Source organism: Actinomadura madurae (assembly GCF_900115095.1).
Classification (GTDB): domain Bacteria; phylum Actinomycetota; class Actinomycetes; order Streptosporangiales; family Streptosporangiaceae; genus Spirillospora; species Spirillospora madurae.
In genome coordinates, this window is the sequence record NZ_FOVH01000001.1 from 910,766 (window position 1) to 936,052 (window position 25,287).

At 73.6% G+C, this 25,287-nt stretch carries 26 protein-coding genes; 10 read left to right on the forward strand and 16 right to left on the reverse strand.

Annotated elements, in window-relative coordinates; all coding sequences use genetic code 11:
• The first annotated feature begins 120 nt into the window (after positions 1-120).
• The 3 genes from BM339_RS04285 to BM339_RS04295 all read left to right on the forward strand — a co-directional run bounded on the left by BM339_RS04285 (position 121) and on the right by BM339_RS04295 (position 2,860).
• Positions 121-1,233, forward strand: coding sequence for an ADP-ribosylglycohydrolase family protein (locus tag BM339_RS04285; protein WP_052357969.1), 1,113 nt, complete (start codon positions 121-123; stop codon positions 1,231-1,233).
• A 24-nt stretch (positions 1,234-1,257) separates the two neighbouring features.
• Positions 1,258-1,755 carry a GNAT family N-acetyltransferase gene (locus BM339_RS04290; RefSeq protein ID WP_075019936.1) on the forward strand — a complete coding sequence of 166 codons (498 nt, stop codon included), beginning with the start codon at positions 1,258-1,260 and terminating at the stop codon, positions 1,753-1,755.
• Positions 1,756-1,825: 70 nt separating this feature from the next.
• On the forward strand, positions 1,826-2,860 hold the full coding sequence (locus BM339_RS04295; protein WP_075019937.1) for an SGNH/GDSL hydrolase family protein: 1,035 nt from the start codon (positions 1,826-1,828) through the stop codon (positions 2,858-2,860).
• Here BM339_RS04295 and BM339_RS04300 read toward each other — a convergent pair.
• Positions 2,857-3,438 (reverse strand): TetR/AcrR family transcriptional regulator, encoded by a 582-nt coding sequence (locus BM339_RS04300; protein WP_021599619.1) that lies wholly within the window; start codon positions 3,436-3,438, stop codon positions 2,857-2,859. The two genes, BM339_RS04295 and BM339_RS04300, sit on opposite strands and share 4 nt — an antisense overlap.
• Before the next feature lie 71 nt (positions 3,439-3,509).
• Between BM339_RS04300 and BM339_RS04305 the strand changes: the two genes are divergently transcribed.
• Positions 3,510-4,085 carry a dihydrofolate reductase family protein gene (locus BM339_RS04305; protein WP_075019938.1) on the forward strand — a complete coding sequence of 192 codons (576 nt, stop codon included), beginning with the start codon at positions 3,510-3,512 and terminating at the stop codon, positions 4,083-4,085.
• On the opposite strand, the gene BM339_RS04310 is transcribed toward BM339_RS04305, so the two are convergent.
• Positions 4,069-6,954: an ATP-binding protein gene (locus BM339_RS04310; RefSeq protein WP_075019939.1), complete on the reverse strand. Its 2,886-nt coding sequence runs from the start codon at positions 6,952-6,954 to the stop codon at positions 4,069-4,071. The two genes, BM339_RS04305 and BM339_RS04310, sit on opposite strands and share 17 nt — an antisense overlap.
• Positions 6,955-7,055: 101 nt before the next feature.
• Between BM339_RS04310 and BM339_RS04315 the strand changes: the two genes are divergently transcribed.
• A complete protein-coding gene (locus tag BM339_RS04315; protein WP_075019940.1) occupies positions 7,056-8,114 on the forward strand; it encodes a class I SAM-dependent methyltransferase in 1,059 nt (352 codons plus the stop codon).
• Between the two features lie 25 nt (positions 8,115-8,139).
• Positions 8,140-9,111 carry a CapA family protein gene (locus BM339_RS04320; protein WP_075019941.1) on the forward strand — a complete coding sequence of 324 codons (972 nt, stop codon included), beginning with the start codon at positions 8,140-8,142 and terminating at the stop codon, positions 9,109-9,111.
• Here the strand turns inward: BM339_RS04320 and BM339_RS04325 are convergent.
• From BM339_RS04325 to BM339_RS04335, 3 genes are all read right to left on the reverse strand, one after another.
• On the reverse strand, positions 9,106-10,002 hold the full coding sequence (locus BM339_RS04325; protein WP_075019942.1) for an SDR family oxidoreductase: 897 nt from the start codon (positions 10,000-10,002) through the stop codon (positions 9,106-9,108). The genes BM339_RS04320 and BM339_RS04325 overlap by 6 nt on opposite strands.
• The gene (locus tag BM339_RS04330; protein ID WP_075019943.1) at positions 9,999-10,595 is read right to left on the reverse strand and encodes a TetR/AcrR family transcriptional regulator; all 597 of its coding nucleotides are present in this window, start codon (positions 10,593-10,595) and stop codon (positions 9,999-10,001) included. Before BM339_RS04330 ends, BM339_RS04325 begins: the two co-directional genes overlap by 4 nt.
• Before the next feature lie 75 nt (positions 10,596-10,670).
• Positions 10,671-11,258, reverse strand: a complete 588-nt coding sequence (locus BM339_RS04335) for a TetR/AcrR family transcriptional regulator (RefSeq protein ID WP_024936667.1) — start codon at positions 11,256-11,258, stop codon at positions 10,671-10,673.
• 56 nt (positions 11,259-11,314) lie between these two features.
• Between BM339_RS04335 and BM339_RS04340 the strand changes: the two genes are divergently transcribed.
• A complete protein-coding gene (locus BM339_RS04340) occupies positions 11,315-12,136 on the forward strand; it encodes a class I SAM-dependent methyltransferase (protein ID WP_075019944.1) in 822 nt (273 codons plus the stop codon).
• On the opposite strand, the gene BM339_RS04345 is transcribed toward BM339_RS04340, so the two are convergent.
• From BM339_RS04345 to BM339_RS04355, 3 genes are all read right to left on the reverse strand, one after another.
• The gene (locus BM339_RS04345; protein WP_021598564.1) at positions 12,137-12,619 is read right to left on the reverse strand and encodes a pyridoxamine 5'-phosphate oxidase family protein; all 483 of its coding nucleotides are present in this window, start codon (positions 12,617-12,619) and stop codon (positions 12,137-12,139) included. It abuts the gene before it with no gap.
• Between the two features lie 31 nt (positions 12,620-12,650).
• The gene (locus tag BM339_RS04350) at positions 12,651-16,895 is read right to left on the reverse strand and encodes an nSTAND1 domain-containing NTPase (protein WP_075019945.1); all 4,245 of its coding nucleotides are present in this window, start codon (positions 16,893-16,895) and stop codon (positions 12,651-12,653) included.
• Between the two features lie 142 nt (positions 16,896-17,037).
• Positions 17,038-17,607, reverse strand: coding sequence for a TetR/AcrR family transcriptional regulator (locus BM339_RS04355; RefSeq protein WP_075019946.1), 570 nt, complete (start codon positions 17,605-17,607; stop codon positions 17,038-17,040).
• A gap of 72 nt (positions 17,608-17,679) precedes the next feature.
• Here BM339_RS04355 and BM339_RS04360 point away from each other — a divergent pair, with 72 nt between their 5' ends.
• Positions 17,680-18,177, forward strand: a complete 498-nt coding sequence (locus BM339_RS04360) for an FBP domain-containing protein (RefSeq protein ID WP_075019947.1) — start codon at positions 17,680-17,682, stop codon at positions 18,175-18,177.
• Positions 18,178-18,183: 6 nt separating this feature from the next.
• Here BM339_RS04360 and BM339_RS04365 read toward each other — a convergent pair whose 3' ends face one another.
• The 3 genes from BM339_RS04365 to BM339_RS04375 all read right to left on the reverse strand — a co-directional run bounded on the left by BM339_RS04365 (position 18,184) and on the right by BM339_RS04375 (position 20,019).
• Complete coding sequence (locus tag BM339_RS04365) at positions 18,184-18,840, reverse strand: hypothetical protein (RefSeq protein ID WP_075019948.1); 657 nt, start codon at positions 18,838-18,840, stop codon at positions 18,184-18,186.
• Positions 18,841-18,910: 70 nt separating this feature from the next.
• On the reverse strand, positions 18,911-19,168 hold the full coding sequence (locus BM339_RS04370; protein ID WP_075019949.1) for a DUF397 domain-containing protein: 258 nt from the start codon (positions 19,166-19,168) through the stop codon (positions 18,911-18,913).
• A complete protein-coding gene (locus tag BM339_RS04375) occupies positions 19,165-20,019 on the reverse strand; it encodes a helix-turn-helix domain-containing protein (RefSeq protein WP_075019950.1) in 855 nt (284 codons plus the stop codon). The genes BM339_RS04370 and BM339_RS04375 overlap by 4 nt, the downstream gene beginning before the upstream one ends.
• 147 nt (positions 20,020-20,166) lie before the next feature.
• Here BM339_RS04375 and BM339_RS04380 point away from each other — a divergent pair, with 147 nt between their 5' ends.
• Positions 20,167-20,571, forward strand: a complete 405-nt coding sequence (locus tag BM339_RS04380) for an ATP-binding protein (protein WP_021598833.1) — start codon at positions 20,167-20,169, stop codon at positions 20,569-20,571.
• Positions 20,572-20,578: 7 nt separating this feature from the next.
• On the opposite strand, the gene BM339_RS04385 is transcribed toward BM339_RS04380, so the two are convergent.
• Complete coding sequence (locus tag BM339_RS04385) at positions 20,579-21,418, reverse strand: aldo/keto reductase (protein WP_075019951.1); 840 nt, start codon at positions 21,416-21,418, stop codon at positions 20,579-20,581.
• A 134-nt stretch (positions 21,419-21,552) separates the two neighbouring features.
• Between BM339_RS04385 and BM339_RS04390 the strand changes: the two genes are divergently transcribed.
• Positions 21,553-22,098: a putative immunity protein gene (locus BM339_RS04390; RefSeq protein WP_200871994.1), complete on the forward strand. Its 546-nt coding sequence runs from the start codon at positions 21,553-21,555 to the stop codon at positions 22,096-22,098.
• Here the strand turns inward: BM339_RS04390 and BM339_RS04395 are convergent.
• From BM339_RS04395 to BM339_RS04410, 4 genes are all read right to left on the reverse strand, one after another.
• Positions 22,082-23,215: an NAD(P)H-dependent flavin oxidoreductase gene (locus BM339_RS04395; protein ID WP_075019952.1), complete on the reverse strand. Its 1,134-nt coding sequence runs from the start codon at positions 23,213-23,215 to the stop codon at positions 22,082-22,084. The two genes, BM339_RS04390 and BM339_RS04395, sit on opposite strands and share 17 nt — an antisense overlap.
• 34 nt (positions 23,216-23,249) lie before the next feature.
• Positions 23,250-23,621, reverse strand: coding sequence for a Zn-ribbon domain-containing OB-fold protein (locus tag BM339_RS04400; RefSeq protein WP_075019953.1), 372 nt, complete (start codon positions 23,619-23,621; stop codon positions 23,250-23,252).
• A 2-nt stretch (positions 23,622-23,623) separates the two neighbouring features.
• Positions 23,624-24,814, reverse strand: a complete 1,191-nt coding sequence (locus BM339_RS04405) for a thiolase family protein (protein WP_021597317.1) — start codon at positions 24,812-24,814, stop codon at positions 23,624-23,626.
• A gap of 70 nt (positions 24,815-24,884) precedes the next feature.
• The gene (locus BM339_RS04410; RefSeq protein WP_075019954.1) at positions 24,885-25,280 is read right to left on the reverse strand and encodes a helix-turn-helix domain-containing protein; all 396 of its coding nucleotides are present in this window, start codon (positions 25,278-25,280) and stop codon (positions 24,885-24,887) included.
• Between the last annotated feature and the right edge of the window lie 7 nt (positions 25,281-25,287).

Here is a 25,287-nt window from a genome sequence, read left to right on the forward strand (position 1 = left end):
GGAAACCCCACCCCGCTACCGCACGAGGTCCACCGCGCCACGGAGATCGTGATCATCGAAGGGCCGGCGTCGATGGCGGAGGCGGCCGCGGTGCGGGCGGTGTCGTTACCGTGTTCGGTTATGGCGGAGACGATGGGTGATCGGATGCGCGGGTGCCTGTTCGGCGGGGCGGTCGGCGAGGCGCTGGGCCGGCCCGTGGAGGGCATGTCGCTGGAGGCGATCCGGGAGGCGTACGGGCCCGGCGGCGTGACCGGGTACACGGGGCGGCCCGAGATCGGGGAGGCCACGCAGCTCTGCCTGCTCACCGCGCAGGCGGGCCTCCAGGCGTCCATCCGGGCCCGCTCCAGGGGGATCGGCGGCGCGTACTTCGGCCTGGTGCAGTCCAACTACCTCTCGTGGATGAGGGTCCAGGGCGAGCGGTTCCCGGCGGGTGACCTGCACGCCACCGGGCCGGCGCTGCACGCCCCGGCCGTCATGGCCCGCCGGGGCGTCAGCCGCACCACCCGGGCCGCGCTCCTCGCGGCGGGGGAGCGCGGCAAGCCGGGATGGCCGCTCGGCACGGTGGACGAGCCCGTCAACGACTCGAAGGGCTGCGCGGGGACGGTCCGCGCGGCACCGGCCGGATTCGGCCACCCGGATCCCGAGGCCGTCTTCGCGCGCGGCCAGGGCACGGCGGCCCTCACCCACGGCCACCCGTCAGGCCGCCTCCCGGCCGGGGCGCTCGCCGTGGCGGTGTCGGCGCTCGTTCACGGCGCCGCGCTCGCCGACGCCGTGCGGCAGGCGATGGCGGAGCTGCGCAAGCACCCGGGCCACGAGGAGACGGCCGCCGCGCTCGACCGGGCCGTCGAGCTCGCGGGGAGCGGCCGGCCCTCCCCCGAGCGGGTGGAGAGCCTGGGACGCGGCTTCACCGGCCCCGAGGCGCTCGCCATCGCCGTCCACGCCGCGCTCGCCGCGGAGGCGGGGGGAGGGTACCCGCTGGAGATCGTCCCGCGCGGGCTGCTGCTCGCCGTCAACCACTCCGGCGACAGCGACTCGACCGGCGCCCTCTGCGGCCACCTGCTCGGGGCGCGGTACGGCGCGCGGGCCGTCCCCGAGCACTGGCGCGACACGGTCGAGGCCGGCGCCGCCATCATCGAGCTCGCCCACGGCAGCGAGGTCGAGTTCGGCCCCAACCCGCCGGGCGACGCCTACGGCGAGCCCCCGCTGGAGTGGCATATGCGCTTCTACGCCTGACCGGCGCGGCCCTACGATCGCGGAATGGACTACACGGTGCGTTTGGCCGGGCCCGCGGATCTGCCGGGGCTGGGGGCGATCGAGAACTCGGGCGACCCCATGTTCCACGAGATCGGGATCGTCTTCCCGCCCGGCCCGCCCGTGGTCGAGCACATGATCGCCAAGGGCGCCGAGATCGTGGTGGCGGGCGATCCGCCGGTCGGGTTCGCGGCCGTCGAGGAGGTCGACGGGGCCGTCCACCTGGAGCAGATCTCGGTGCGCGCCGACCTGGTGGGGCGGGGGATCGGCGCCCGGCTGCTGGACGAGGTGAAGGCGCGGGCCGCCGCCGCGGGGTCGCCCGGGGTCAGCCTGCTGACGTTCCGGGACGTCGCGTGGAACGGCCCCTGGTACGCCCGGCACGGGTTCGCCGAGCTGCCCCCGGAGCGCTGGGGGCCGGGTCTCAGGGCCCACTGGGAGGCCGAGATCGAGGCCGGCCTGCACGAACTCGGCCCGCGCCTCGTCATGTGGGCGCCACTGGAGTAGATCTACAATGTAAAGGCGGGAACCCGGGGCGGCTCACGGACGTCTGGACCTTGGGACGCGAAGGAGAACGATGATCAGCCCGGTCGCGTGGGTGCGGGGCCGTCTCGGCGAGCGGAGGGCCGCGCTCGCCCTGCTGGTGGTGCTGCTGGCCCTGGCCGTCGTCCCGCTGGTCCTGCTGCCGGCGGCGCGGTGCGAGGTCTTCGGGAGCGGGTGCCGGACGCCGGCGCCGGAGGCGCGGGCCGACCCGGTGGCGACCACGAGGGCGCCGACTCCGCTGGAGGTGGCGACGCGCGGCTCCTACGTCGCGCTCGGCGACTCCTACTCGGCGGGCGTCGGCGCGGAGGCGACGGTGGCCGACCAGAACCCGCTCGACCGCTGCCACCGGACGTCCAAGGCGTACTACCACGAGGTCTCGAAGGCGTTCCGCTTCGCGAAGGGCAGTGCGTTCTGGGCGTGCTCCGGCGCCAGGACCGGCGACGTGCTGAAGGGGCGGGGCGGTGAGCCCCCGCAGATCGGCCGCATCGGCGCCGACACGAGCCTGGTGACGATCAGCATCGGCGGCAACGACGTCGGGTTCTCCAGGGTGCTGGCGGGCTGCGTGGTGCGGCTGCCGTGGAGCAAGGGCTGCACCGCGCAGGGCGAGGAGATCGCCGGGCGGATGGCCGAGCTCCGCCGGAGCCTGCCCGACCTGATCGCGAAGATCACCGAGCGGGCGCCCCGGGCGCGGGTGGTCGTGATGGGGTACCCGAAGGCGTTCTCCGAGGTCAGCGGCGCGGACGGGGACAACATCACGGTGTCGGACCAGCGCTGGCTGAACGCGCGCACCTACGACCTGGACCGGCTGATCCGGCAGTCGGTGGCGGAGGCGGACGCGCGGAAGGTCTCCGGGCGGCGCCCCGGCAGCGTGGAGTTCGTGGACGCCTACAGCGCGTTCGCAGGCCACGAGGTGGGCAGCAAGGACGCCTACATGAACGGCCTGACGCTGAACCTGGCGGCGCTGGAGGCGGAGCCGCGCAGCTACCATCCGACGGTCGCGGGCCAGCGGGCGCTCGCCCGGCTCTTCGTCGACCAGATCAAGAAGGGCCCCGGCCGGCCGCTCTCCTAGCCGTCCTCGCGCGGGGCGGCGCGCTCCACCGCGAGCCCCACCAGTTCCTGGACCTCCTCGTCGGAGAACACGCCCGGCAGGGTCAGGTGCTCGACGATCAGCCAGTTGAGGGCGAGGTAGAGGAGGCGGACCGAGGTGGCGTCGCCGGGCAGGCCGGAGTCCAGGTGCTGGGCGATGTTGGTCTCGACGTCCGCCCGCACCCGGTCGGTCAGGACGGCGCGCAGGGCGGGCCGCCGCGTCGCCTCCAGGCGGAGTTCCAGCAGCGCGAGGTAGCCGGTGCGGAACTCGGCGATCCGGCCGACGGTCTCCCGCAGGATCTCGGTGACCTTGGCCAGGTCGCGCGGGCCCTCGCGCACCCCGGCCACGGTGGCGGCGTCCGGTGTGAGGCGCTCGTAGATGCGGCCGCCCGCCTGGGTGAACAGGTCGTCCCGGTTGGCGAAGTAGTTGGAGGCGGTGCCGGTCGGCACGCCCGCCTCGGCGTCCACGGCGCGGAACGTCAGCCCGCGCGCGCCCTCCCTGGCCAGCACCTCGATGGCGGCGTCGACCAGGGCCGCCCTCCGTTCGGTGTTCCGCCGCATGTTGACACCACTCCATCTGTAGTACTACGTTCAAATCACTACAGAGAGAGTACTACGAGTGGAGTGTCGGTATGCGAAAACTCGTCTACTACGTCGGCGTCAGCATCGACGGCTACATCGCCGGCCCCCGCGGCGAGGTCGACTTCTACCCGCTCGGGGACGACATGGCGGCCTGGATCAACGAGCGGTATCCGGAGACCGTCCCGACCCACGTCCGCCCGCGGGCCGGGCTGGAGGACGCTCCCAACAAGCGGTTCGACACGCTGATCATGGGCCTCGGAACCTACCGGCCCGCGCTCGACATCGGCGTGACCAGCCCGTACGCGCACGTTCGCCAGTACGTCGCGTCCACCTCGCTGGAGGCGATCGACGATCCGGGCGTCGAGCTGGTGCGGGAACCGCTCGGCACCGTCCGGGAGCTCAAGGCCGAGAAGGGCGACAAGGACATCTGGCTCGCCGGCGGTGGCCGGCTGGCGGCCGTCCTCCTGCCCGAGATCGACGAGCTGATCGTCAAGTCCTACCCGGTGGTGGCCGGAGCGGGGGCACCGGCCTTCGCGGGCGAGTTCCGTCCCGCCCGGTTCACGCCGGAGCGGCGCGAGTCGTTCGGCAACGGGGCGCAGGTCACCTGGTTCAGCCGGAGTCCGTGACGCCCGCACGCGGGCGCGCGTCCCGAGATCGGGCGTCGATGGCGTTCAGCGCGTACAGGGCGGCGTCGGCCGGGCCGAGCGCGGCGCCCGCCGCGCGCGCCTCGGCCACCGCGGCCGGCCCGAGCGCCGAGCGGGCCCGCGATTCGAGCGCGGCGAGGTCGTCGGCCTCCCGGCCGTAGGGCGCCGGGCCGAGGGCGGCGACGGCGGCGGCGAGGACGATCGCGTCGCGGTGGCCGCCGAGCCGGGAGAGCAGGATCGCGGCCGTCCGCAGCGTCGGCCACTGGTGCGTCCAGTCGCCCTGGCGGCGCCAGTGGCCGATCGCGGTGGCGACCGCCGGCGGCGCGGCCTCGGGCCGGCCGTGCCGGGTGCGGCACGCGGTGGCGGCGACCAGCGCGACGCCCTCGATCAGCCGGTTGCCGACCTGCCGGGCGGTCCGGACCGCGGTGTCGAGGTCGTGGACGGCGGCGATGCCGTCCCCGGCGGCCGAGATCTCTCCGGCGAGGTAGTGCCGCCAGGCGGCGAGGGTGGGGGCGGCGGCGCGGCCGGCGAGGGGCCGCAGCCGGGCGGCGTGCTCGCGGGCGGCGTCCGGGCGGCCGAGGTACGCCGCGGCGATGCCGGCCGTCACGTGGCCGAGCGCCCGGAGGTGGGGGTCGGCGGCCGTGAGGAGTTCGGCGGCGCGCCCGGCCACGTCCTCGGCGTGGCCTCCGTAGCCCGCGGCGTCCGCCATGAGGAGCGCGGCCATGTTCCGTTCCGGGGCGCCGGGACGGGCCAGGCCGTGGCCGGTGCGTGCGAGGGACTCCGCGGCCGGGAGGTCGCCCCTGTTCAGGGGGCCGATCGCGGCGAGGACGTGCAGGGCGGCCGGGGCGTCGTCCCCGACCGTCTCCAGCGCCCGCGCCGCCCAGTCCGCGGGTTCCAGGACCAGCCGGTGGTAGGCGTAGCCGAGCAGCGCCACGGTCAGCCGCCGGACGAGGTCGGCGTGCCGTCCGGCGGAGGCCCAGGCGAAGGCCGCGCGCAGGTCGGGCAGGGCGTCGTCGATCCGCGCGGTCCATTCGGCCTCGCCGGGGCCGCGCATCCCGGCGTCGGCCCGTTCCGCGAGGTCGGCGGCCCAGGCGGCGTGCCGGCCCTGGGCGGCGTCGAGGTCGCCGCGGGCGGCGAGCACGTCCCGCCCGTAGCCGCGAAGGGTCTCCAGCAGCGCGAACCGGGCCCGGCCGCCGCGCAGCTCCGCGGTGACCATGGAGCGCTCGACCAGCCGGGCCAGGACGTCGCGGACGTGCTCGGGGTCGCCGCCGCAGGTCGCCGCGGCCGCCGGCGCGTCGAACGAGGCGGGGAAGACCGACAGGGCGGTGAAGACCTCGCGTTCCGCGGGGGCGAGGAGCCGGTAGGACCAGTCGACCGCGGCCCGCAGGGTGCGGTGCCGGCCGGGTTCGGTGGCCCGGACGCCGTGCAGCAGCGCGAACCGCCGGTCGAGCCGGTCGAGCAGGTCGCGGGGCGTGTAGGAGCCCATGCGGGCGGCGGCCATCTCCAGCGCCAGCGGCAGCCCGTCGAGGTGGCGGCACAGCGCGGCGACGGTGGCGGCGCCGGGGCCGTCCGCCCGGAAGGCGGGGTTGACGGCGGTCGCGCGCTCGGTGAACAGCCGGACGGCGGGGGCGTCCGCGCCGTCCGCGGACAGCGGGGACAGCGGCACGACGCACTCTGCGGCGACGCCCGTGCGTTCCTGGGCGGTCACGAGCGCCGTCACGCCGGGGCAGCGGGCGAGGACGGTGGTCACCAGTGCCGCGACGGCGTCCAGGACGTGCTCGGCGCCGTCGAGGACGAGGATCATGTCGCGCGCGGCGAGCGCGTCGGCGAGCCGGTCGGGCCCCTGGCCGCTGACGCCCAGCTCCTGGGCGACCGCGTACCAGACCCTGCCGGGGTCGGCGACGGCGGCGAGGTGCACGACGCGGGCTCCGTCGAGGCGGGCGGAGGCCTCGGCGGCGGCGACCTCCGCCGCCAGGCGCGACTTCCCGACCCCCGCGGGGCCGGTGATGGTGACGAGCGCGTGCTCCTTCAGCAGGTCCAGCACGAACGCGCGTTCGTCCTCCCGCCCGATCAGCGGGGTGACGGGGCGGGGCGGGCGGCGGGCGGCCGTGAGGGGTTCGGCGGGCGGGGCGGGGTCGGGTTCGGCCAGGATCGTCGCCTGCACGGCCCTGATCGCCGAGGACGGTTCCAGTCCCTCCTCGGCGAGGATCCCGTCGTAGGCGCGGAACGCGGCGAGCGCCTCGGCCTGGCGGCCGGAGCGGTGCAGCGCGAGCATGAGCAGCCGCCACGGCCGTTCCCGGAACGGCTCCGCGACGGTCAGGGCCCGCAGGTCGGCGACGGACTCGGCGAACCTGCCGAGGGTGAGCAGGGCGGCCGCCCGGTCCTCGCGGCAGGAGGCGCGCAGCTCCGCCAGCCGGGCGGCCTCCGCCTGGCCGGGCGGGTGGTGCGCGAGGTCGGTGAAGGCGTCCCCGCGCCACAGCGCGAGCGCCTCCTCCAGGAGGCGGATCCGGTCGGCAGGGCGGTCGGCGGACCGGCCGCGTGCGGCCAGCCGCTCGAACCGTCCGGCGTCGGTCGACTCGGCGCCGGCGGCCAGCAGGTACCCGCCGGGGCTGCGCTGCAGCAGCCCGGGGCCGAGGACGCGGCGCAGCCGGGACACATACGACTGGACGGTCGTGGCGGCGGAGGCGGGCGGGTCCTCGCCCCACAGGGCGTCCACCAGCGGGCCGGCCGACACCGGGCATCCGGGCTCCAGCAGCAGCGCCGCCAGCAGGCGCCGCTGGTGCGCGCTGGTGAGCATGATCTCCCGCTCGCCGTCCACCAGCACCAGCGAGCCGAGCACCCGGAACTCCATGGCCGTGAACCCCCGTGCGGTCGCCGCCGCGTGCAAGCGCCGTGCAAGGCGCCTGCATGTGCCGAGGCCTATCTCTTCGGTAGAGGAGGAAAGGAGACCTCATGACCGAATATAGCCCGGGTGCCCTGTCGGAACGGCTGTTCGGGCAGGCAGTGGCCACGATGGAGGCCGCGGCCGTCTGGCTCGGGGGGCGGCTCGGCTGGTACGCGTCGCTCCATGAGGACGGTCCGGCGACCCCCGAGGAGCTCGCCGGGCGGACCGGGGCGCAGCCCAGGTACGCCACGGAGTGGCTGGAGCAGCAGGCCGTCGCGGGCGTCCTGGTCCGGCTGCCGGACGGCCGGTACGAGCTCCCGGCCGGGCACGCCGAGGCGCTGCTGGACGCCGACAGCCCGGCCTGGACCGAGCCGCTGGTCCGCCAGGTCATGGCGGCGGTGCTGCAGCTGCCCGCGATCGCGGAGGCGTACCGGGCCGGGCGGGGCGTGCCCTGGGACGCCTACGGGGAGGACATGTCCAACGCCCAGGGCGACCTCAACCGGCCGATGCTGCTGCACGCCCTGCCCCGCGACTGGGCGCCGCAGATCCCCGGGCTGCGCGAGCGGCTCGCCGCGGGCGCCCGGGTCGCCGACGTCGGCTGCGGGCAGGGCTGGTCGGCGATCGGGCTGGCCAAGGCCCATCCGCGGATCGAGGTGGACGGGTTCGACCTCGACGACGTCGCCCTGGACGCCGCGCGCAAGCACGCCACGGAGGCCGGCGTCGCCGACCGCGTGCGGTTCCACCGCGCCGACGCCGCGGCGGGGCTCCCGGGCGGCCCGTACGACGTGCTGATGCTGGTCGAGTGCCTGCACGACATGCCGCGCCCCACGGAGGTGCTGGCGGGGATGCGGGCCGCGGCGGCGCCGGACGCGGTCGTGATCGTCGTCGACGAGGCCGCCGACCAGGTCCTCACCACGCCGGGCGACGAGGTCCAGCGCCTGCTGTACGGCTTCAGCCTGCTGATCTGCCTGCCCGACTCGCTCAGCCACGACGGGTCGGCCGGGACCGGGGCGGTCATGCGCCCGGGGACGCTCGCGGCGTACGCGACGGATGCCGGGTATGCCGGGGTGGAGACGCTCGACGTGAGCGACACCGGCTTCTGGCGGATCTACCGGTTGAGGATGTGAGGCCCCCAAGGATGGCGAGCACGGCATGACGATCACGGTGGCGCTGGCCGGGGACACCATGCTGGGCCGGGGCGTGGCGGACGAGATCGCCGCGTCCGGCCCGTACGGGCTGTTCTCCGGCGGCGTGCGCGAGGTCTTCGCGGAGGCCGATCTCGCGGTGCTGAACCTGGAGTGCTGCGTGTCCGGGCGCGGACGGCGGTGGGACGCGCCCGGCAAGCCGTTCCACTTCCGGGCGCCGCCGGCCGCGGTCGAGGCCCTCGCCGATCTCGGCGTCGGTTGCGTGACGCTCGCCAACAACCACGCGCTGGACTTCGGACGCGACGCGCTGGCGGACACGCTCGCCCTCCTCGGCCGCGTGGGCATCCGCACGGTGGGCGCCGGGGCCGATCTGGAGCGGGCGCGGGAGCCGGTCGTCCTGGACGCCGGGGGAGTGCGGGTCGCGGTCGTCGGCGTCACCGATCACCCGTCCGACTTCGCCGCGGGCGCGGGCCGTCCGGGGGTCGCCCTTGCCGATCTGGAGCGAGGCGTCCCCGAATTCCTGCTGGACGAGGTGCGGCGGCTCCGGGACGAGCACGACGCCGTGCTCGTCCTGCCGCACTGGGGCCCGAACATGACCTCCGAGCCGCTGCCGTACGTCCGGCGGGCGGCGCGCGCCCTGGTGGACGCGGGCGCGACGCTCGTCGCCGGGAGTTCGGCGCACGTCTTCCACGGGATCGCCTGGCCGGTCATCTTCGACATGGGCGACTTCATCGACGACTACGCCGTCGACGCCGGGCTCCGCAACGACCTGGGGCTGGTGTTCCTGGTCAGGCTGGAGGCCGCCGGGCCGTCCCGGATCGAGGCGGTGCCGCTGCGGCTCGACTTCTGCCGCACCCGCCTGGCCGAGGGGGCGGACCGCGCCTGGATCGCCGACCGGTTCACCCGGGCCTGTGCCGGGTTCGGCACGCCGGTGACCGTCCGGGACGGCCGGTTGGTCGTCGACGTGCCGCGGTCATAGCGGGTCGCCGAGCGGCCCGTACTCGTCGACCAGCGCGTCCGCCCAGTGCGCGGCGAAGTCGGGCTGGGTCCCGTCGACGTCGGTGAACCCGTACTCCTTGTACAGGCCCCAGGTGGCCAGGGCCCGTCCCGTCTTGCTCATGATCTCGGGGTCGGCGGCGAGGGCGGCGACGGCGCGCCCCAGGTACGCCGGGGTCTCGGAGTACGCGAAATGCGGGTCCTTGGCCACCGCGTCCCGCCAGTTCTCCTCGGTGACGCCGAAGTGCTCCAGCACGTGCTCCGAGCGCAGGAAGCCGGGCGTGATCGCGACGGCGGCGACCCCGTGCGGCCTCAGCTCCGCGGCCTGCGCGAACGCGAGCCGGATGACGCTCGACTTCGCGAGGTCGTAGAAGAACGATTCGCGGTAGCGGGCGGTGTTGCCGTCGGTCACCTCCACCACGAGGCCGCGTTTCCGGGCGACCATCAGCGGCAGCATGAACCGGCTGGTGATCACGTGGGTCTCGACGGCCTGCCGCAGGAGCCGCAGCCCCCGGTCGAGGTCCTGCTCCCATAGCGGGTGCTCCCAGTCGGTCAGCGGGTCGCCTCCCCACACCGAGTTGACGAGGACGTCGAGCCGGCCGTCCTGCTCGGCCGTGATCCGCCCGGCCAGCGCGCGGACCTCGTCCGGGACGCTGTGGTCGACGCGGACGGGGATGCCGGTCCCGCCGGCCGCCGTGACCAGCTCGGCGGTCTCCTCGATGGTCTCCGGGCGGCCGAGGTCCGACCGCTCGGACCCGCTGCTGCGTCCCGTGACGTACACGGTCGCCCCGGCCGCCCCGAGCTGGACGGCGATGCCGCGCCCGCCGCCCCGGGTGCCCCCGGCCACCAGCGCGACCTGCCCTTCGAGCGTCATGGTCCCTCCTTCGCGTGCGGCGCCAGGACGGTGCCGATCTCGTGCGCGAGCCGGTCCGCCAGCGTTCCCCGGCGGTCGAGCGCCCACGTCAGCCCGGCCCCCGCGATGGCGACCTGGACGGATCCGGCCACGGCCCCGGTGTCGGTCCCGGGCCGGAGCTCGCCGCCTGCCATCGCCTCGTCCAGCAGCATCTCGATCACGCGGCCGTGCGCCTCGTGGACGGCCAGCGCGCGCTCGTGGAACTCCCGGTCGGTCAGGTCCATGCACAGGAACGCCAGGTGGTTGGCGTACTTCTCCGGCGTGGCCAGCTCGGACATCGACGCGGCGGCGAACGCCCGGAGCGCCGCGAGCGGGGACTCGTGCCCGTCCCGCGCCCGCTTGTGCAGCGTGCCGGCGTCCTGGACCGACCGCTCCGCCAGCGCCAGCAGCAGGCCCCGCTTCGACCCGAAGCGCTGGACGAGCGTGCCCGGTACGAGGCCGACCTCGTCCGCCACCGCGGCGAGCGTGAGCCTCGCCGGGCCGACCCTGCCGATCACCTCGACCGCCGCCCGCAAAATCACCGCGTCGTCCACGCCCCGCGGCCGCCCCGCCATCGCACCTCCATTAATGAATGAACGTGCATTTATAAAAACACACCGGCGGCGCCGGGGCAAGTGCGCGCGGCGCGATCAGCGCAGGACGCCGCCGATGACCGTGGTCACCGTCTTGCGGACCGCCTCGGGATCCGGTGCGGGAGCCGCCCGGTCGGCGTACTGCAGGTGCCCCGCCCCGAGCAGGGTGGGGGCGAGCACCTCGACCTCGGCGTCCGGCGCGATGCGGCCGAGGTCCCGTTCGGCGGCGAGGTAGGCGGCGACCATCTCCACGGCCTCGGTGATGACGGGGAGCCCGGCGGGCCAGGTCGTCCGCAGCCGGGCGCGCAGTTCGTCCCGGAACGTGATGAGCGGGAGGATCGCCATCGCGACCGACTCGAACACGGCCGTCATCGCGGCGGCGAGGTTGCCGACCACGGTGCCGGCGCCGGCGGAGTCGCGCAGCACGGCGGCCTGGGCGTCCATCCGGCGGGCGCGGTCCAGCACGAACTCGGCGAGGAAGGCGTCGAAGTCGGCGAAGTGCCGGTGCAGGACGCCCTTGGCGCAGCCCGCCTCCGCGGTGACCGCCCTGCTGGTGAGGGCGCTCGGCCCGTCCCGCAGCAGGACGCGCTCGGCGGCGTCGAACAGTTGCTCGCGCACGTCGCGCAGGGCGACCCCGGTCGGCACCGTGGATCCCACCTCTCCCGTTGACGAGTGGGCGCTTGCCCATTCATAGTGGGCGCATGCCCACTCTACCGTCCCGGCAAGCGGACAGCTCCCCTGCCGAACCCCATCGTGCCAGGCACGTCGCCGAGTCCTTCGGCACGGACGCCGCACGCTACGACCGGACCCGTCCCGCCTATCCCGACGCCATGGTGGACCGGATCGCCGCCGCGAGCCCCGGCCCGGACGTCCTGGACGTCGGCTGCGGCACCGGCACCGCCGCCCGGCAGTTCCAGGCCGCCGCCTGCACCGTGCTGGGCGTCGAGCCCGACGCCCGCATGGCCGCCTTCGCGCGGCGCCGCGGCCTCGACGTCGAGGTGGCGGCCTTCGAGACCTGGGACGCCGCCGGCCGCGACTTCGACGCCGTCGTCGCCGGGACGGCCTGGCACTGGATCGACCCGGTCGCGGGCGCGGCCAAGGCGGCCCGGGTGCTCCGCCCCGCCGGCCGCCTCGCCGCGTTCTGGCACGTCTTCCAGCTTCCCGCCGAGGTCGCGGACGCCCTCGTCGAGGTCTACGAGCGCGTGGCGCCCGGCTCCCCGCTCTCCGGCCAGGCGGGGCGGCCCGCCCTGGACGTCTACCAGGCGATGTTCGACAAGGCCGCCGACGGCATGCGGCAGGCGGGCGCGTTCACCGATCCCGAGCAGTGGCGCTTCGACTGGGAGCACCACTACACCCGGGACGAGTGGCTCGACCAGATGCCCACGCACGGCAGCCTGACCACCCTCCCGCCCGAGAAGGCGACGGAGGTGCTCGACGGCGTCGGCGCCGCCATCGACGCGCTGGGCGGCGGCTTCACGCTGCCCTACATCACGATGGCCGTCACCGCGACGCGGACCGGCTGATCAGAGCGTCACGCGGCGCCGGGTGTCGGTGCCCGTGGGGTTGCGCGGGTCGCGGCCGGGCAGGTGCACCTCCCACCCGGTCGCGTCCGCGTGGTACAGCCGCCACGGGTTGTCCCCGACGAGGTCCCGCGGTTCGAGCCGGTAGGCGCCGGGATCCACCTCCGCGAACGCCTCGGCGCACCGCCGCGGCAGCTCGTCGTCCGGCACCCTCGCCGCCACGGCGTCGAGGTAGACGGCGCGGCCTTTGCCGATCTCCACGGACGAGTCGTAGATGACGATCGCCACCTCGGGGCGCGCGGCGACGTTCTTCGAGTGCCGCGCGTCCGGAGACGACACCCAGTAGAACGTGCGGTAGCCGGCGTGCGTGAAGTACACCGGCGACACCCGCGGCCGGCCGTCGTCCTCGCTCGTTGCGAGCGTCATGTACCGGTTCCCGTCGATGACGCTCCGCGCCAGCTCGTCCAGATCATCAGGAAGGCTCATCCTGAGATCTTCCTGCAGATCGCTCGCCCGGTCAGGGGCAGACGGAACGGAATCTCTGCCCGGGGACGTATCGGGCCCACTCTCCGGCGGTGAGCGAGCGCCCGGCGATGGCGCAGACGGCCGCGTAGGGATCGCGGGGGGCCGCCACGTCCCACTGCCGCACCGTCCTGTCGGCGCCGCCGCTGATCAGGGTGCGCCCGTCCGGGCCGAAGAGCACGGCGGCGACGGCCCCGTCGTGCCCGGTGAGGGGACCGCTGATCTGCGTTCGCGTTTCCGGGTCCCACAAGTGGATCTCTCCGTCACCACTTCCGCTGGCCAGGGCTCGCCCGTCATGGCTGAACGCGATGGAACCCACATAGGCGGTGTGGCCGGTGAGGGCCGCGCCGATCTGCCGATGGGCGCGGACGTCCCACAGCCGGACCGTGCCGTCGAGGCTGCCGCTCGCCAATGATCGGCCGTCAGGGCTGAACGCCAGGGAGGAGATGATGCCTTCGTGGCCTGCGAAAGGGGCGCCGATCTGCCTGTGCGTCCTGCTGTCGAACAACCGCACCGAGTTGCCGTCGCCCTCGGTGGCCAGGGTGCGCCCGTCCGGGCTGAAGGCCACGGGTCCGCTGTAGTCGCCGGAGCCGGTGATCGGTGCGCCGGTCTGCCGCCAGGTTCGGACGTCCCACAGCCGGACCGTGGAATAGCCGTCCACGACGGCCAGGGTGCGTCCGTCCGGGCTGAAGGCCACGGATCCGCTGTAGTCGCCGGTGATGGGGGCGCCGGTCTGACGCCGGGTCCGCACGTCCCACAGCCGGACCGTCTTGTCGTTGCCGCCACTGGTGGCCAGGGTGTCCCCGCCGAGGCTGAAAGCGACGGATGTGACGCTCTCGGCGTGCGCCCTTTCGAGCAAGGCGATCTGACGGCGCCGGTGAAGGTCCCAGAACCGCACTGTCCTGTCCGCGCTGCCAGTGGCCAGGGTCTTTCCGTCGCGGTTCAGCGCCAGGGAGGTGATCTCTTCCCGATGACCGGCGAGCGGGTCACCGACCTGCCTGTGCGTGGTGAAGTTCCACAGCCGCACGGTGCCGTCTGTGCCGCCGGTGACCAGGGTGCCGCCGTCATTGAGGAAGATGATGGACGTCACCGAGTCGGTATGGCCGATGAAGGGCTCACCGAGCTGGCGCCGGGTATGAACGTTCCACAGTCGCAGGGTGTTGCCGCTGTCACCGATGGCCAGGGTGCGCCCGTCCGGGCTGAAGGCCAGAGAGGTCACGTCGCCGTCGTGGGCGGTGAGAGGACCGCCGACCGGCTTGCGCGTCGCGGAGTCCCATAGCCGCACCACGCTTTTCCCGCCGGTGGCGAGCATGTTCCCGCTCGGGCTGAACACCGCGGTGGGGGGCATCGAGTCGTAGTCGACTTCGAGAGGGGCGCCGATCCGCTCACGCGTCCTGGTGTCCCATATCTGCACCTTGCCGTCGGTGCCGGTGGCGAGAGCGCGTCCGTCCGGGCTGAACGCCACGGAGGCGGGTTCACCCCGGCCGGTGAGGTCCTCTCCGATCTGCTCGTGCGTCCTCGCGTCCCACAACCGGACCATGCCGTCGCCGCTGGTGGCCAGGGTGCGTCCGTCCGGGTGGAACACCATCGCGTCGACGGGGTTGCCGTGATCGGGAAGCGGCGCTCCGACCTGCTTGCGCGTCCTGACGTCCCAGAACAGCACCCTGTGATCGCCGCCGCTGCTGGTCGCCAGGGTGCGCCCGTCGGGGCTGAAACTCGCGGAGACCGCACCGTCCAGGCCGGTGAGCGGCGCGCCGACGTGCCGGCGTGTCCTGACGTCGACGAACGACACTTCGTTCAGGGTGCCGAGCGCGAGCGTGCGTCCGTCCGGGCTGAGCTCGGCCGCGGTGATCGAGTCGGCGCGCGAAGTGAGAACGCCGCGCTCGGGCCTGCTCAGCATGAAGAGCAGGTTCGCGCGGGTCGCGGGTGCCGGGTCGATGCGCCAGGCGGCCGCGGCCAGCAGTGCGGAAAGGACGGGGTCGGTGGCCTGGAGCCGGCTCTGGGCGATGAGCTGGCGGGAGACGGCCAGGTCCCGCTGATGCCGTGCGTCGACGGACGAGCGGACGGCCGTGGCGGCCAGGCCCAGTGCGAACACCACGAGCACGGAGAAGGCGGCCAGCACGGCCCGGCGGCGGCGCCTGCCGCGGATCCGGGCGCGGGCGCCGGCGGCGAGGAAGAGACGCGCGGTGTCGGTCAGGGCGGGGAAGCGGCCGGGGTCCGCCTGCCAGCGGGTCCGGGCGCTCTGGACGGCGGCCAGCCGTTCGCCGCGGAACAGGAAGGAGGCGGACCGGCCGTGGCCGGCCCATTCGCCGGCGGCGTCCACGAGCTGGTTGTAGAGGGCGTGATCGGACAGGTCCGCCTCCAGCCAGCCGCGCAGTCGCGGCCAGGCGCGCAGCAGAACGTCGTGGGCGATCTGAACGCCGGAGTCGTCGACGACGATGAGCCGCCGCGCGGCGAAGACGTCCAGGATCCGGTCCGAGTCGGCGCGTCCCCGGTCGGAGTGACCGGCGTGCAGGTCCGGGCGCTGGACGGTGCGCCGCGCGAGCCGGCCGTCGCGCGAGACCGCTGTCAGCCGGTGGAACACGTGGCGGGCCAGCCGCTGCCGACCGGGGTCCAGGTCGGCGTAGGCCGCCTCGGCGCTGGTGGCCACCGCCTGCGTGACACCGCCGGTCAGGGCGTAGCCGCGGCCGGTGAGCCGGTCGTCCTCGCGGTGCTCCCAGATCGTCAGCATCGCCTGGGACAGCAGCGGCAGCGCCCCGGCGTCGTAACCGCCGGCGGGCGAGCGCAGCGGGCTGAGAATGGTGTCGATCAGGCCGGGCTCGATGCTCAGGCCGGCGACGTCGGCGGGCCCGGTGATCGCGCGCCGCAGGTCGGCCTCCGCCATCGGGCCCACGACGAAGGGGCCGTCCTGGAGCGCGGCGGCGAGCAGGGGGTGCTGCGCGCACCGGTCGATGAAGTCGCCGCGGACGGCGATCACGACCAGGGCCGCGGAGGCGCCGTCGGGTCCGGCCGGCGCGCTCGCGGCCGCGTGGAGAGCGGTGATGAACGCGTCCCGTTCCACCTCGGCCCGTTCGCGCCGCTCGTCCGGGACGTCCAGGGTGAACAGCTCCTCGAACTGGTCGACGGCCAGGATCAGCCGGGATCCGGTCGCGGCCGGGCCGGACAGGCCGCGGCGCCCCGCGTCGGCGTCGAGCGCCTGGCGTACCAGGAGGTGCGCCTGACCGGGCTCCCGTGTGAGCGAGCGCAGCACGCCGGGAGCATCCAGGCCCGCCAGCCCGGCCACCAGGATCGCCAGGCGCTCCAGCGGAGATCCGGTGGGCCGGTCGAGGACATGGCGCGGCCACTGCCGGGCCGCCTCCGACAACTCACCGCGCCCGGCCGCCGGCAGCAGCCCCGCACGCAGCAGGGACGACTTGCCCGCCCCCGACGCGCCGGTCACGATCAGCGGTCCGGCGCTGGTCAGGCGCTGCGCGAGCCTGGCCACCAGCTGCGCCGTGAGCACCTCCCGCCCGTAGAACACCCCGGCGTCCGCTTCGCTGAAGGCGACCAGCCCCCGGTAGGGGCACCCGTCGGACCACGCCGCCCCGGACTCGGGTGGACGACCCGGGCGGGTCCGCCGCTCGATCGCGGCCACCTGCTCTAGGAGCAGCCGCGTATCGGTGGCCTGCCGGTACCCCAGGTCCACGGCGAGCTGGAGCTGGGCGCTCTGCTGCCGGAGCCGGCCGCCCTGGCGGTCGATGCCCTCGCGGAGGAGCCCCAGCTGAACCCGCAGCTCGGACAGGACGAACCCGAATTCGCCGAACTCCTCGCCCACCGCCGCCAGCCCGGCGGCCAGCTCCGCCTGCAACCGGCGGTCACCGGTCTCCAGCACCGCCTCGATCGCGGCGCCGACCGCCCCGACCTCCCGCAGCAACTCCGCGATCTCGCCGCGCAGCCGTTCCGCCCGCTCCCCGCCGGCCTCCAGGATCCGCCGGACGCCCCGCTCCAGCTCTGACTCCAGATCTCCCTCCGAGCCCTGGACCTCCTGGCCGGCCAGCCGCGCGATCCCCGACCTCACCAGATCGGTCAGGACGTTCCCGCCGACCGCCGTCACCGCCCCGACTCCCGCCGAGGCCACCGCCGACGCCCCGACGACCGGGATCAGCAACGGCCCGACCGCGCCCGCCGCCAACACCGACAGCAGCACCGGAGCGGACCACCGCCGCGCCTGCGCCCCGGTCGACCCCGTCCACCGGACCACCCGGGCCCTCACTCCGGCCCGCATCAACTCCGATCGATCACTCCGCGTGTCCTCGCGCACACGCCAATCCCAGTGCATCGGGAGCGGCAGGGAGCGGCGAACACCGTAATCGACCAAAAGGTCACGAGGGGTGGCGCAAGGATCAGGCCGGGGGCCAGTTCTTGAGGGCGACGTCGAGGGCGTCCAGGGTTCTGCTCCAGGAGGCCTCCACATCACGGGGGGTGTGGCTGAAGCTGCCCGCGGTCTCCAGGCTCACGTAGCCGTGGAAGACGCTGCCCAGCATCCGGACCGCGTCGGTCTCGTCGGGCTCTGACAGGTCGTAGGCCCGCAGCAGTGCCCGCGTCATCTCCGAGTGCCGCCGTGCCGCGCTCCTGGCGGCCGTCTCGGGGTCCAGCTCCATCCGGGCGGCGGCGTACCTGCCCGGGTGGCGCTTGGCGTAGTCGCGGTAGGCGCTCGCGAAGGCCACCAGGGCGTCCTTGCCCGCGCGCCCCGCCACCGCCGCGGCGACCTCGTCGGCTAGCTCGGCCAGGGCCAGCAGCGCGACGCGAGTCTTCAGATCATGGGCGTTCTTGATGTGCGAGTACAGGCTCGCCTCCTTGACGCCGAACCGGCGCGCGAGCGCCGCGACGGTCACGTTGCCGAAACCGACCTCGTCGGCCAGCTCCGCCGCCGCCCCGGTCAGCCGCTCGACGGTCACCCCCGCCCGAGCCATGGACCCCACCTCAATCGCCTAGACACCTAATGAATTTGCCTAAGCCTATTAGGAAGACTAGCCTCGCCGCACATGAGACCCCTGACCGAGCGTGAGATCCGCACGTCTTTCGTCAACTGCTCCAAGGGCGAGGCGAAGCGCCTCGGCCTGCCCAAGGAGTTCGCCGACCTTCCCTGGGACGACCTGGACTACCTGGGCTGGCGAGATCCCGGCGCCCCCGAGCGCGCCTACCTGGTCGCCGAGCACGACGGCCGCCTCACCGGCATCGCCCTGCGCAGAGCCTCCGGCGCGTCCCGAGGCTTCACCGCGCGCAGCATGTGCTCGCTGTGCCTGACGACACGGACCGGCGGCGCCGTGTCCTTGATGACGGCCCGCCGCACCGGCGAGGCCGGGCGCCAGGGCAACTCGGTCGGCCAGTACCTCTGCGACGACCTCGACTGCTCCCTCTACGTCCGCGACAAGAAGCACTCGGTCGCGGCCGGCGAGTACGAGGAGGCCCTCACCCTGGACGAGAAGATCGCCCGCATGCGGACCAACCTGACCACCTTCCTCGACAAGATCACCCGCTGATCGCGCTCATTCCGCCCCGGCGGGCAGCTCCGGGAAGGCGCTGCCGGGGGTCAGCCCTGCCCGCTGAGCGGTCCTGAGCGCCGCGGTGAGATCCAGGTCGAAACGCTCGCTGAACCAGGCGAAGCCATCGGCGGACAGGGCACGCTCCCGCGCCTGCCTCACCATCTCCTCCAGAGCGCCCTTCCGCGCCCTGCCGATGGTTTCGTCCAAGGCGCTGTCGACGTCCTCGTCATCGTCGGCGCCGACGGCCTCGGCCAGCTTGTAGCCGAACACGACGTCGGTCACCATGGCGACCAGTTTCTGCATGTCCATGGTGCGCCCCACCGTGCCGGCGAGCCCGTCGTCCCGGACGCCCGCCGGATACTCGACCCGAGTCCACTCGCCGTCGAACCAATAGACGAACCCCAGTTCGTCCGCTTCCAGGAGGTCGCGCAGCCATTCGAGCGGCAGCCAGGACGGCGCGCCCGCCAGCAGATCGAGGCGCGGCTCGCGGAACCTCGTCCTGCTCGCCTCGTGGTCGCATCCGTACAGGACGGCCCGCCCGCCCTCGATGAGCGCCAGCGTCCACTCGTTGCCGCCGGAATCGTCATGCGAGACGCCTCTGGAGTGCACCAGGAACGACGCGTTCAAGTCCTCCGGGATCGTGGCCTCCACCGCCGCCATCGCCGCGCCCCGCGCCCACAGCTCCCAAGGCTCCGGCAGATCCCCAGGCCGCCCCGGCCTATGCACAGCCTCAGCCCCGCGCCTTGAGCGTGCTGAGGAACGCGCTCCATGCCCGTGCTTCGAAGGTGATGACAGGCCCGTCCGGGTCCTTCGAATCCCGCACCGCCACCACCCGGTCGACGCTGGCAAGCTCGACGCAATCAGTTCCTGAAGAGCCTGTCCAACTGCTCTTTCGCCAGACTGCGGCGACCTCTACGCATTCCTGAGTCTGAGAGCTGCTGAAGCTGCTTCTCCGCCAGATCGCGTTCCTCAGATCCGATCCCGTCATAGCTCAGAGATTATTCTCTCGATGGCATCACGGGAGGCGTTCTGGCAGAGTGCCGACGATTGCACCTCTATGCACTTGACTTTATACCGTGAGACCTCCGTGTCGCCTTCGAGAAGCCATCGTCCGGTCAAGTGGTCGGTGAGGACGATGCTGAGGATGGCGGGCGAGCCGATCTCCAGGAGATCGAACTGACCGCCGTAGGCAGGACCGGGATCTACATCCAGCGGGAGAACGTGCAAGTGGAGGTAGTCCTTCTCCATCTCGTTCAACAGTCTTCGGAGTTGGGATCTCATCACGTGGCGTCCGCCGCGTACGCGGCGAAGCGCCGCTTCGTCGACGGTCACGTCGAGTCGCGGTACCCGAGATCTTTGCAGAATCTGCTGGCGAGCGAGGCGGAAAGCGACCCAGCGCTCTATTTGTTCGGGTGGGTTCTCCGGCACCTGCCTCTGGTGCAGCGCGCTGGCGTAGGCCTCGGTTTGCAATAGCCCCGGGATGTAGGTGGTCTCGGTGATCATGATGCGCGCTGCGTTGTTTTCCACCGACGCATAGTCGATGGCTTCCGGGCTGACCAGGTCGCGGTAGGCGTCCCACCAGCCGGGTTGGCGGTCTTGCTCGTTGAGGGTCATGAGGGCGGCGCGGAGGTCCGTGGGGACGTCGTACTGGTCGAGGATGAAGCCGAGGTCGCGGAGGCGCAGCCATTGCACGCCGTTCTCTATCTGGCTGAGGGACGACGGGGAGCGTTCGAGTTGCTTACCGGCGGTCTTGAGGGTGTACCCGGCCTCCTCCCGGAGTTGGCGGAGGACTCTTCCGATCTTGCGGCGGCGCGTGGTGGAGAGGGTCGCTTCCGACATGTGATCAGAGTGTCACGCTACGAAGTCAGATGTCCGGAGAATCGACCACCGCTGAAAATTTAGCCGGGAGTCCTTTCGGGTGACACGGAACGTGTTGAGGTGACTGCGCTGCGCTTGGAGTCTGTGGGTCCGAAAGAGAGGACTCAGATGGCGATCAGCGAGGTCATCGCGGCGCTCACGCTGCCGGGGGCGGAGCGGGCGGCGCGGCAGGTGCGGGGGTTCGCGCGGGACGTCCTGGGGGAGGGGCACCCCTCGCTCGGGGACGTCCAGACCTGTGTCAACGAGGCGTTCACCAACGCGGTCGAGCACACCGCGTCGGGGTGCGGCGGGCGGGTGACGGTGATGTTCTCCGCCTTCGGCGCGGACATCGTGGCGGAGGTGGTCGACGACGGGGCGCTCGGGGCGCGGCCGGTGATGCGGGACGATCCGCTCGCCGTGGACGGGCGCGGCCTGCGGATCATCGATGCGCTGACCCTGGAGTGGAGCGTCCGGGCCGACGGGGAGCGGACGGCGGTGTGGATGCGGTTCCCCGGCCCGCCGCCCCTGCGATGACGAACGATCACGTGGAGGGCCGGACGGCGTCCAGGCGGCTGCGCTGGTCGTCGTCCAGCCGCAGGCTCGCCGCTGCGACGTTCTCCTCCAGATGCCTGATCGAGGAGGTCCCCGGGATGGGCAGCATGATCGGCGAACGGTCGAGCAGCCACGCGAGCGCGACCTGGGCGGGGGAGGCGCCGAGTTCGGCCGCGACGGCGGTGATCTCCCTCGTGCGCGCCGTGGCCGCCGGGAGGACGGGCCGCCAGGGCAGGAAGGCGATTCCCGCCGCCGTGCACGCGTCGAGCACCGCTTCATGCTCGCGGTCGAGGATGTTGTAGCGGTTCTGCACGCTGGCGACGTCCACGATCCGCCGCGCCTGGGCGAGTTCGGCGACGGTGACCTCCGACAGGCCGATGTGGCCGATTTTGCCCTCGGCACGCAGCTCGCCCAGCGTCCCCACCTGATCGGGCAGCGGCACCTCCGGGTCGACGCGGTGCAGTTGGAGGAGCTCAAGCCTGTCGACCCGAAGTCGCTGCAGGGCCTGCTCGACCTGATCTCGCAGAACTTCGGGGCGTCCGCACAGGGCCGCCTCGCGCGGCGGGGCCGGTGGGACGACGCCCACCTTCGTGGTGATGAGCACCTCGTCCGGATAGGGGTGCAGCGCCTCGACGAGGAGTTCCTCGTTGGCGCCCCACCCGTACAGATACGCGGTGTCGATCAGCGTGACGCCCAGCTCGACGGCGCGCCGGACCACCGCGATGGAGTTCGTGCGGGCCTCGCCCGGCTCGGTCGGCAGCTGCATGGCCCCGAACCCGAGCCGCCGCACCGGCCACTCGTCCCCGATACGGATGTTCTCGGTCGACATGTGTTGAGTTCTCCCCCCGGCGTTCACCGTAGGCGACCGGTAGGGGGATCACCATGGTTTGAGGCTTGGTGGCCGTGGTGAGGGCCTGATCCGTCAAAGTTTCAACCGGCGTTTCAACGATATGATCGAGGCTCATGACGATGTCCGAACCTGGGATAACGCTGACCGACGAGGATCGGCGTGCGGTCGGGCGGTGGGCCGCCGACTGCGCCGAGCGGGTGCTTCCGCTGTTCGAGGCGAGGGCGCCCGGTGACTCCCGTCCGCGCGAGGCGATCGCGGGCATCCGCGCCTACGCGCACGGGGACATGCGGAAGGGGCCGCTGCGCCCGCTCGCCTCGGCGGCGCTCGCGGCGGCGCGCGAGGCCGGCGATCCGGTCGCCACCGCCGCCGCTCGCGCCGCGGCCTACGCGGCGGCGAGCCCGTACGTCCACGACCTGGTGTCGTCGCAGCAGGTGAACCACGTGTTCGCGACCGCACTGCGGCAGGCGCAGGCCCGCGAGCTCGCGGCGGGCGGTGACCCCGGCGCGGGCGACGAGGAGATCCGCTGGGCGGTGGAGCACGCGTCGCCGGAGGTGCGCGCCGTGGTCCGGCGCTTCCCGTCCGGCGGGCACGTCCGCACCCGGCTGGGAGCGCTCCACCGGCGGCTCGACGCGGGGCTGCGGGTCAGTCCGCCCCGGTGATGGCGTTGAGGCGCTCGACGGCGCCGGCGAAGTCCTCGACCATGTCGTAGACGACCTGGCGGGCGGGCTTGACGGTGTTCATGAGGCCGACGCACTGGCCGACGAAGTAGTTGGCGAGGGCCTGGGCGCCCGGGTTGCCGGACTCGGCGATCTTGGTGATCTGCCGCATGGCGCCCTCGGCGACGATCATCTGGAGCGGCATGCCGAGCGGGCCGGGGCTGGCGGGCCCCTCCCACTCGTCGGTCCAGGCGGAGCGGAGCTGGCGGGCGGGCTTGCCGGTGCGCGAGCGGGAGCGGACGGTGTCGCGGGACGTCGCGGCGAGCATCTTCTCCTTCACCGGCGGGGACGTCTCGGCCTCCTCGGTGGTGAGCCACACCGAGCCGCACCAGACGCCGGACGCGCCGAGGGCGAGCGCGGCGGCCATCTGGCGCCCGGTGGCGATGCCGCCCGCGGCGAGGACGGGCACCGGCGCGACGGTGTCGACGACCTCGGGGACGAGCACCATCGTGGAGATCTCGCCGGTGTGGCCGCCGGCCTCGCCGCCCTGCGCGACGATCAGGTCGGCGCCGGCCGTGACCTGGCGGCGGGCGTGCTCGGACGTCCCGACGAGCGCGGCGACGGGGACGCCGGCGGCCCTGGCCTTGTCGACCATGAGCGGGGGAGGGGTGCCGAGGGCGCTGGCGATGAGGCCGATCGGATGGGCGAGCGACACGTCGATCAGCTCGGTCGCGCCCTTGGCGGTGACCTGGGTGCCGCCGCGCGCGTTGGACCGCTTGGCGCTCTCGAAGTCCGGCAGCGGGACGTCGTACTTGGCGAACAGGCCGGTGAGGAAGGTCCAGTGCTCGTCCGGGATGGCGGCGAGCATGGCGTCGAGGCCGCCGCCCTCCGCCGACTTGTCGATCTTGCCGGGGACGAGGACGTCCACGCCGTAGGGGCGCCCGTGCACGTGGTCGTCGATCCAGCGCAGCTCCTCTTCGAGCCGGTCGGGGGTGTACGCGACGGCGCCGAGGACGCCGAAGCCGCCGGCGTTGGTGACGGCGGCGACGACGTCGCGGCAGTGGCTGAAGGCGAACAGCGGGAACTCGATGCCGAACCGTGCGCAGACCTCGGTGTTCATGGTCTCGACGCTAACGGGCCGAACGGCATTCGGTCTAGGGGCGGAACAGGACGTACGACTCGCCCTCGTCCGGGTGCTCGAACACGGCGCGCAGGGGAAGGCCCTCGCGCAGGTCGTCGCGGGAAACGCGGTCCAGGCGGGTGTGCATCCACGGGCCCTCGGCCAGCTCCACCAGCGCCAGGTAGGCGGGAGGATCCTTCGGCAGGACGGTCCAGGTCACCAGCGACGCCTCGCCGCTCGCGTCGGCCCAGGCGAGGTCCTCCTCGCCGCAGCCGGGGCAGCCGGACGCGTCCGGCGCGAACCAGCGGTCGCACGCCTCGCAGCGCCGGATGACGAGCCGGCCGGCGGCGGTGCCGTCGAAGAACGGGTCGGTCCGGCCGTCCCGGCGCAGGATGCCGATCTCCACGGTCAGGACTCCTTCCGGTGCGGGCTGACGATCAGCGTGGAGTGGTGGTCGAGGATCCCGCCGTTCCCGCTGACGAGGATCACGTCGTTGGACGGCGCCTGCCGCTCCCCGCCGTCGCCGCGCGCCTGGATCACGGCCTCCGACAGCGGCGTCATGCCCCACATGTAGTACGCCGACAGCTGCCCGCCGCCGGTGTTGGTCGGCAGCGACCCGCCCGGCCCGAGGGCGCCGGACGCCGCGAACGCGCCGCCCTCGCCCTTGCCGCAGAACCCGTAGTCCTCCAGCGACACCAGGACGGTGTAGGTGTAGCAGTCGTACAGCTCGCACACGTCCACGTCGGCCACCGTGACACCGGCCATCTTCATCGCCGTCGCCCCGGACGCGGCGGCGCCGGTCGTCAGGCCGAAGTCGCTCCCGCGCTCCTTGCGGTGCCCCGGATGCCCCTGGCCCCAGCCCCACAGGTGCACGGGCGGGCGCGCCAGGTCGCGCGCCCGGTCGTCGCTCGTCACGATGACGGCGACGGCGCCGTTGGAGACGAGGCAGCAGTCCAGCAGGTGCAGCGGCTCGGAGACCCAGCGGGAGTTCTGGTGGTCCGCGAGCGTGATCGGCTCGCGCATCTGGGCGAGCGGGTTGCGGACGGCCCATGCGCGGGTCGACACGGCGATCGCGCCGAGCTGCTCGCTGGTCGTCCCGTACCGGGCCATGTGCCGCTGCGCGGCGAGGGCGTAGTAGGAGTTGACGCTGCGCAGCCCGAGCGCCGCCGTCATCCCGCCGAACCCGTACCATTCCGCCTTCCCGGGAGCGACCCCGGACCCCGCGGGGGCGTCCCGGTTGTAGGCCGAGCCCGACGACTGCTTCGGCTTCAGCGGCGCGTCCGCGAACACGCACGCGACCGTGGTCGCCGTCCCGTTCAGCACCGCCATGGCCGCGTACGACACCATCGCCCCGGCCGTGGCGCCGTAGGAGTTGACCAGGGACAGCGTCCGCAGGTCGCGCAGCCCCAGCGTCTCGGCCAGCTCGATGCCGGGGGAGCCGCCCATGCCGTGGCTGACGAGCAGCCCGTCCAGGTCGCCGAGCGCCAGCCCGGCGTCGTCGGCGGCGAGCCGCACCGCGTCGGCGGCGAGCCGCCGCGGGCTCCGCCCGTAGACCCTGCCGAGCTCGGTCATCCCGAGCCCCACGATCGAAGTGCCCATCGCCTCGCTCTCCTCGTCCGTAAGCGCCACGGTACAGAATCGCGTTCGGTGAACGGGCCGACGGGGGCGATCAGCCGTCCGGACGGGCCCGGAACGCGCTCCGGTACGCCAGCGGGGACGCGCCGACCCGGCGGGCGAAATGGGCGCGCAGCGTCACCGGCGACCCGAACCCGGCCTCGGCCGCGACCCGCTCGACCGGCAGGTCCGTGCTCTCCAGGAGATGCTGCGCCCGGTGGACGCGGGCCCGCGCCAGCCACCGCCGCGGCGTCGTCCCCGCCTGGTCGCGGAACCGCCGCGTCAGCGTCCGGACGCTGACCGACGCGTGCCGCGCGATGTCGTCCAGCGTCAGCGGGCGGTGCAGGTTCGCCTCCAGCCAGGCCAGGACGGGCTGCAGCGCCGCGTCCCCGTCCGGCGGATCCTCATGGCGGTTGACGTCCTCCCCCGCCTGGAGGCGGGGGATTCCCACCCATCCC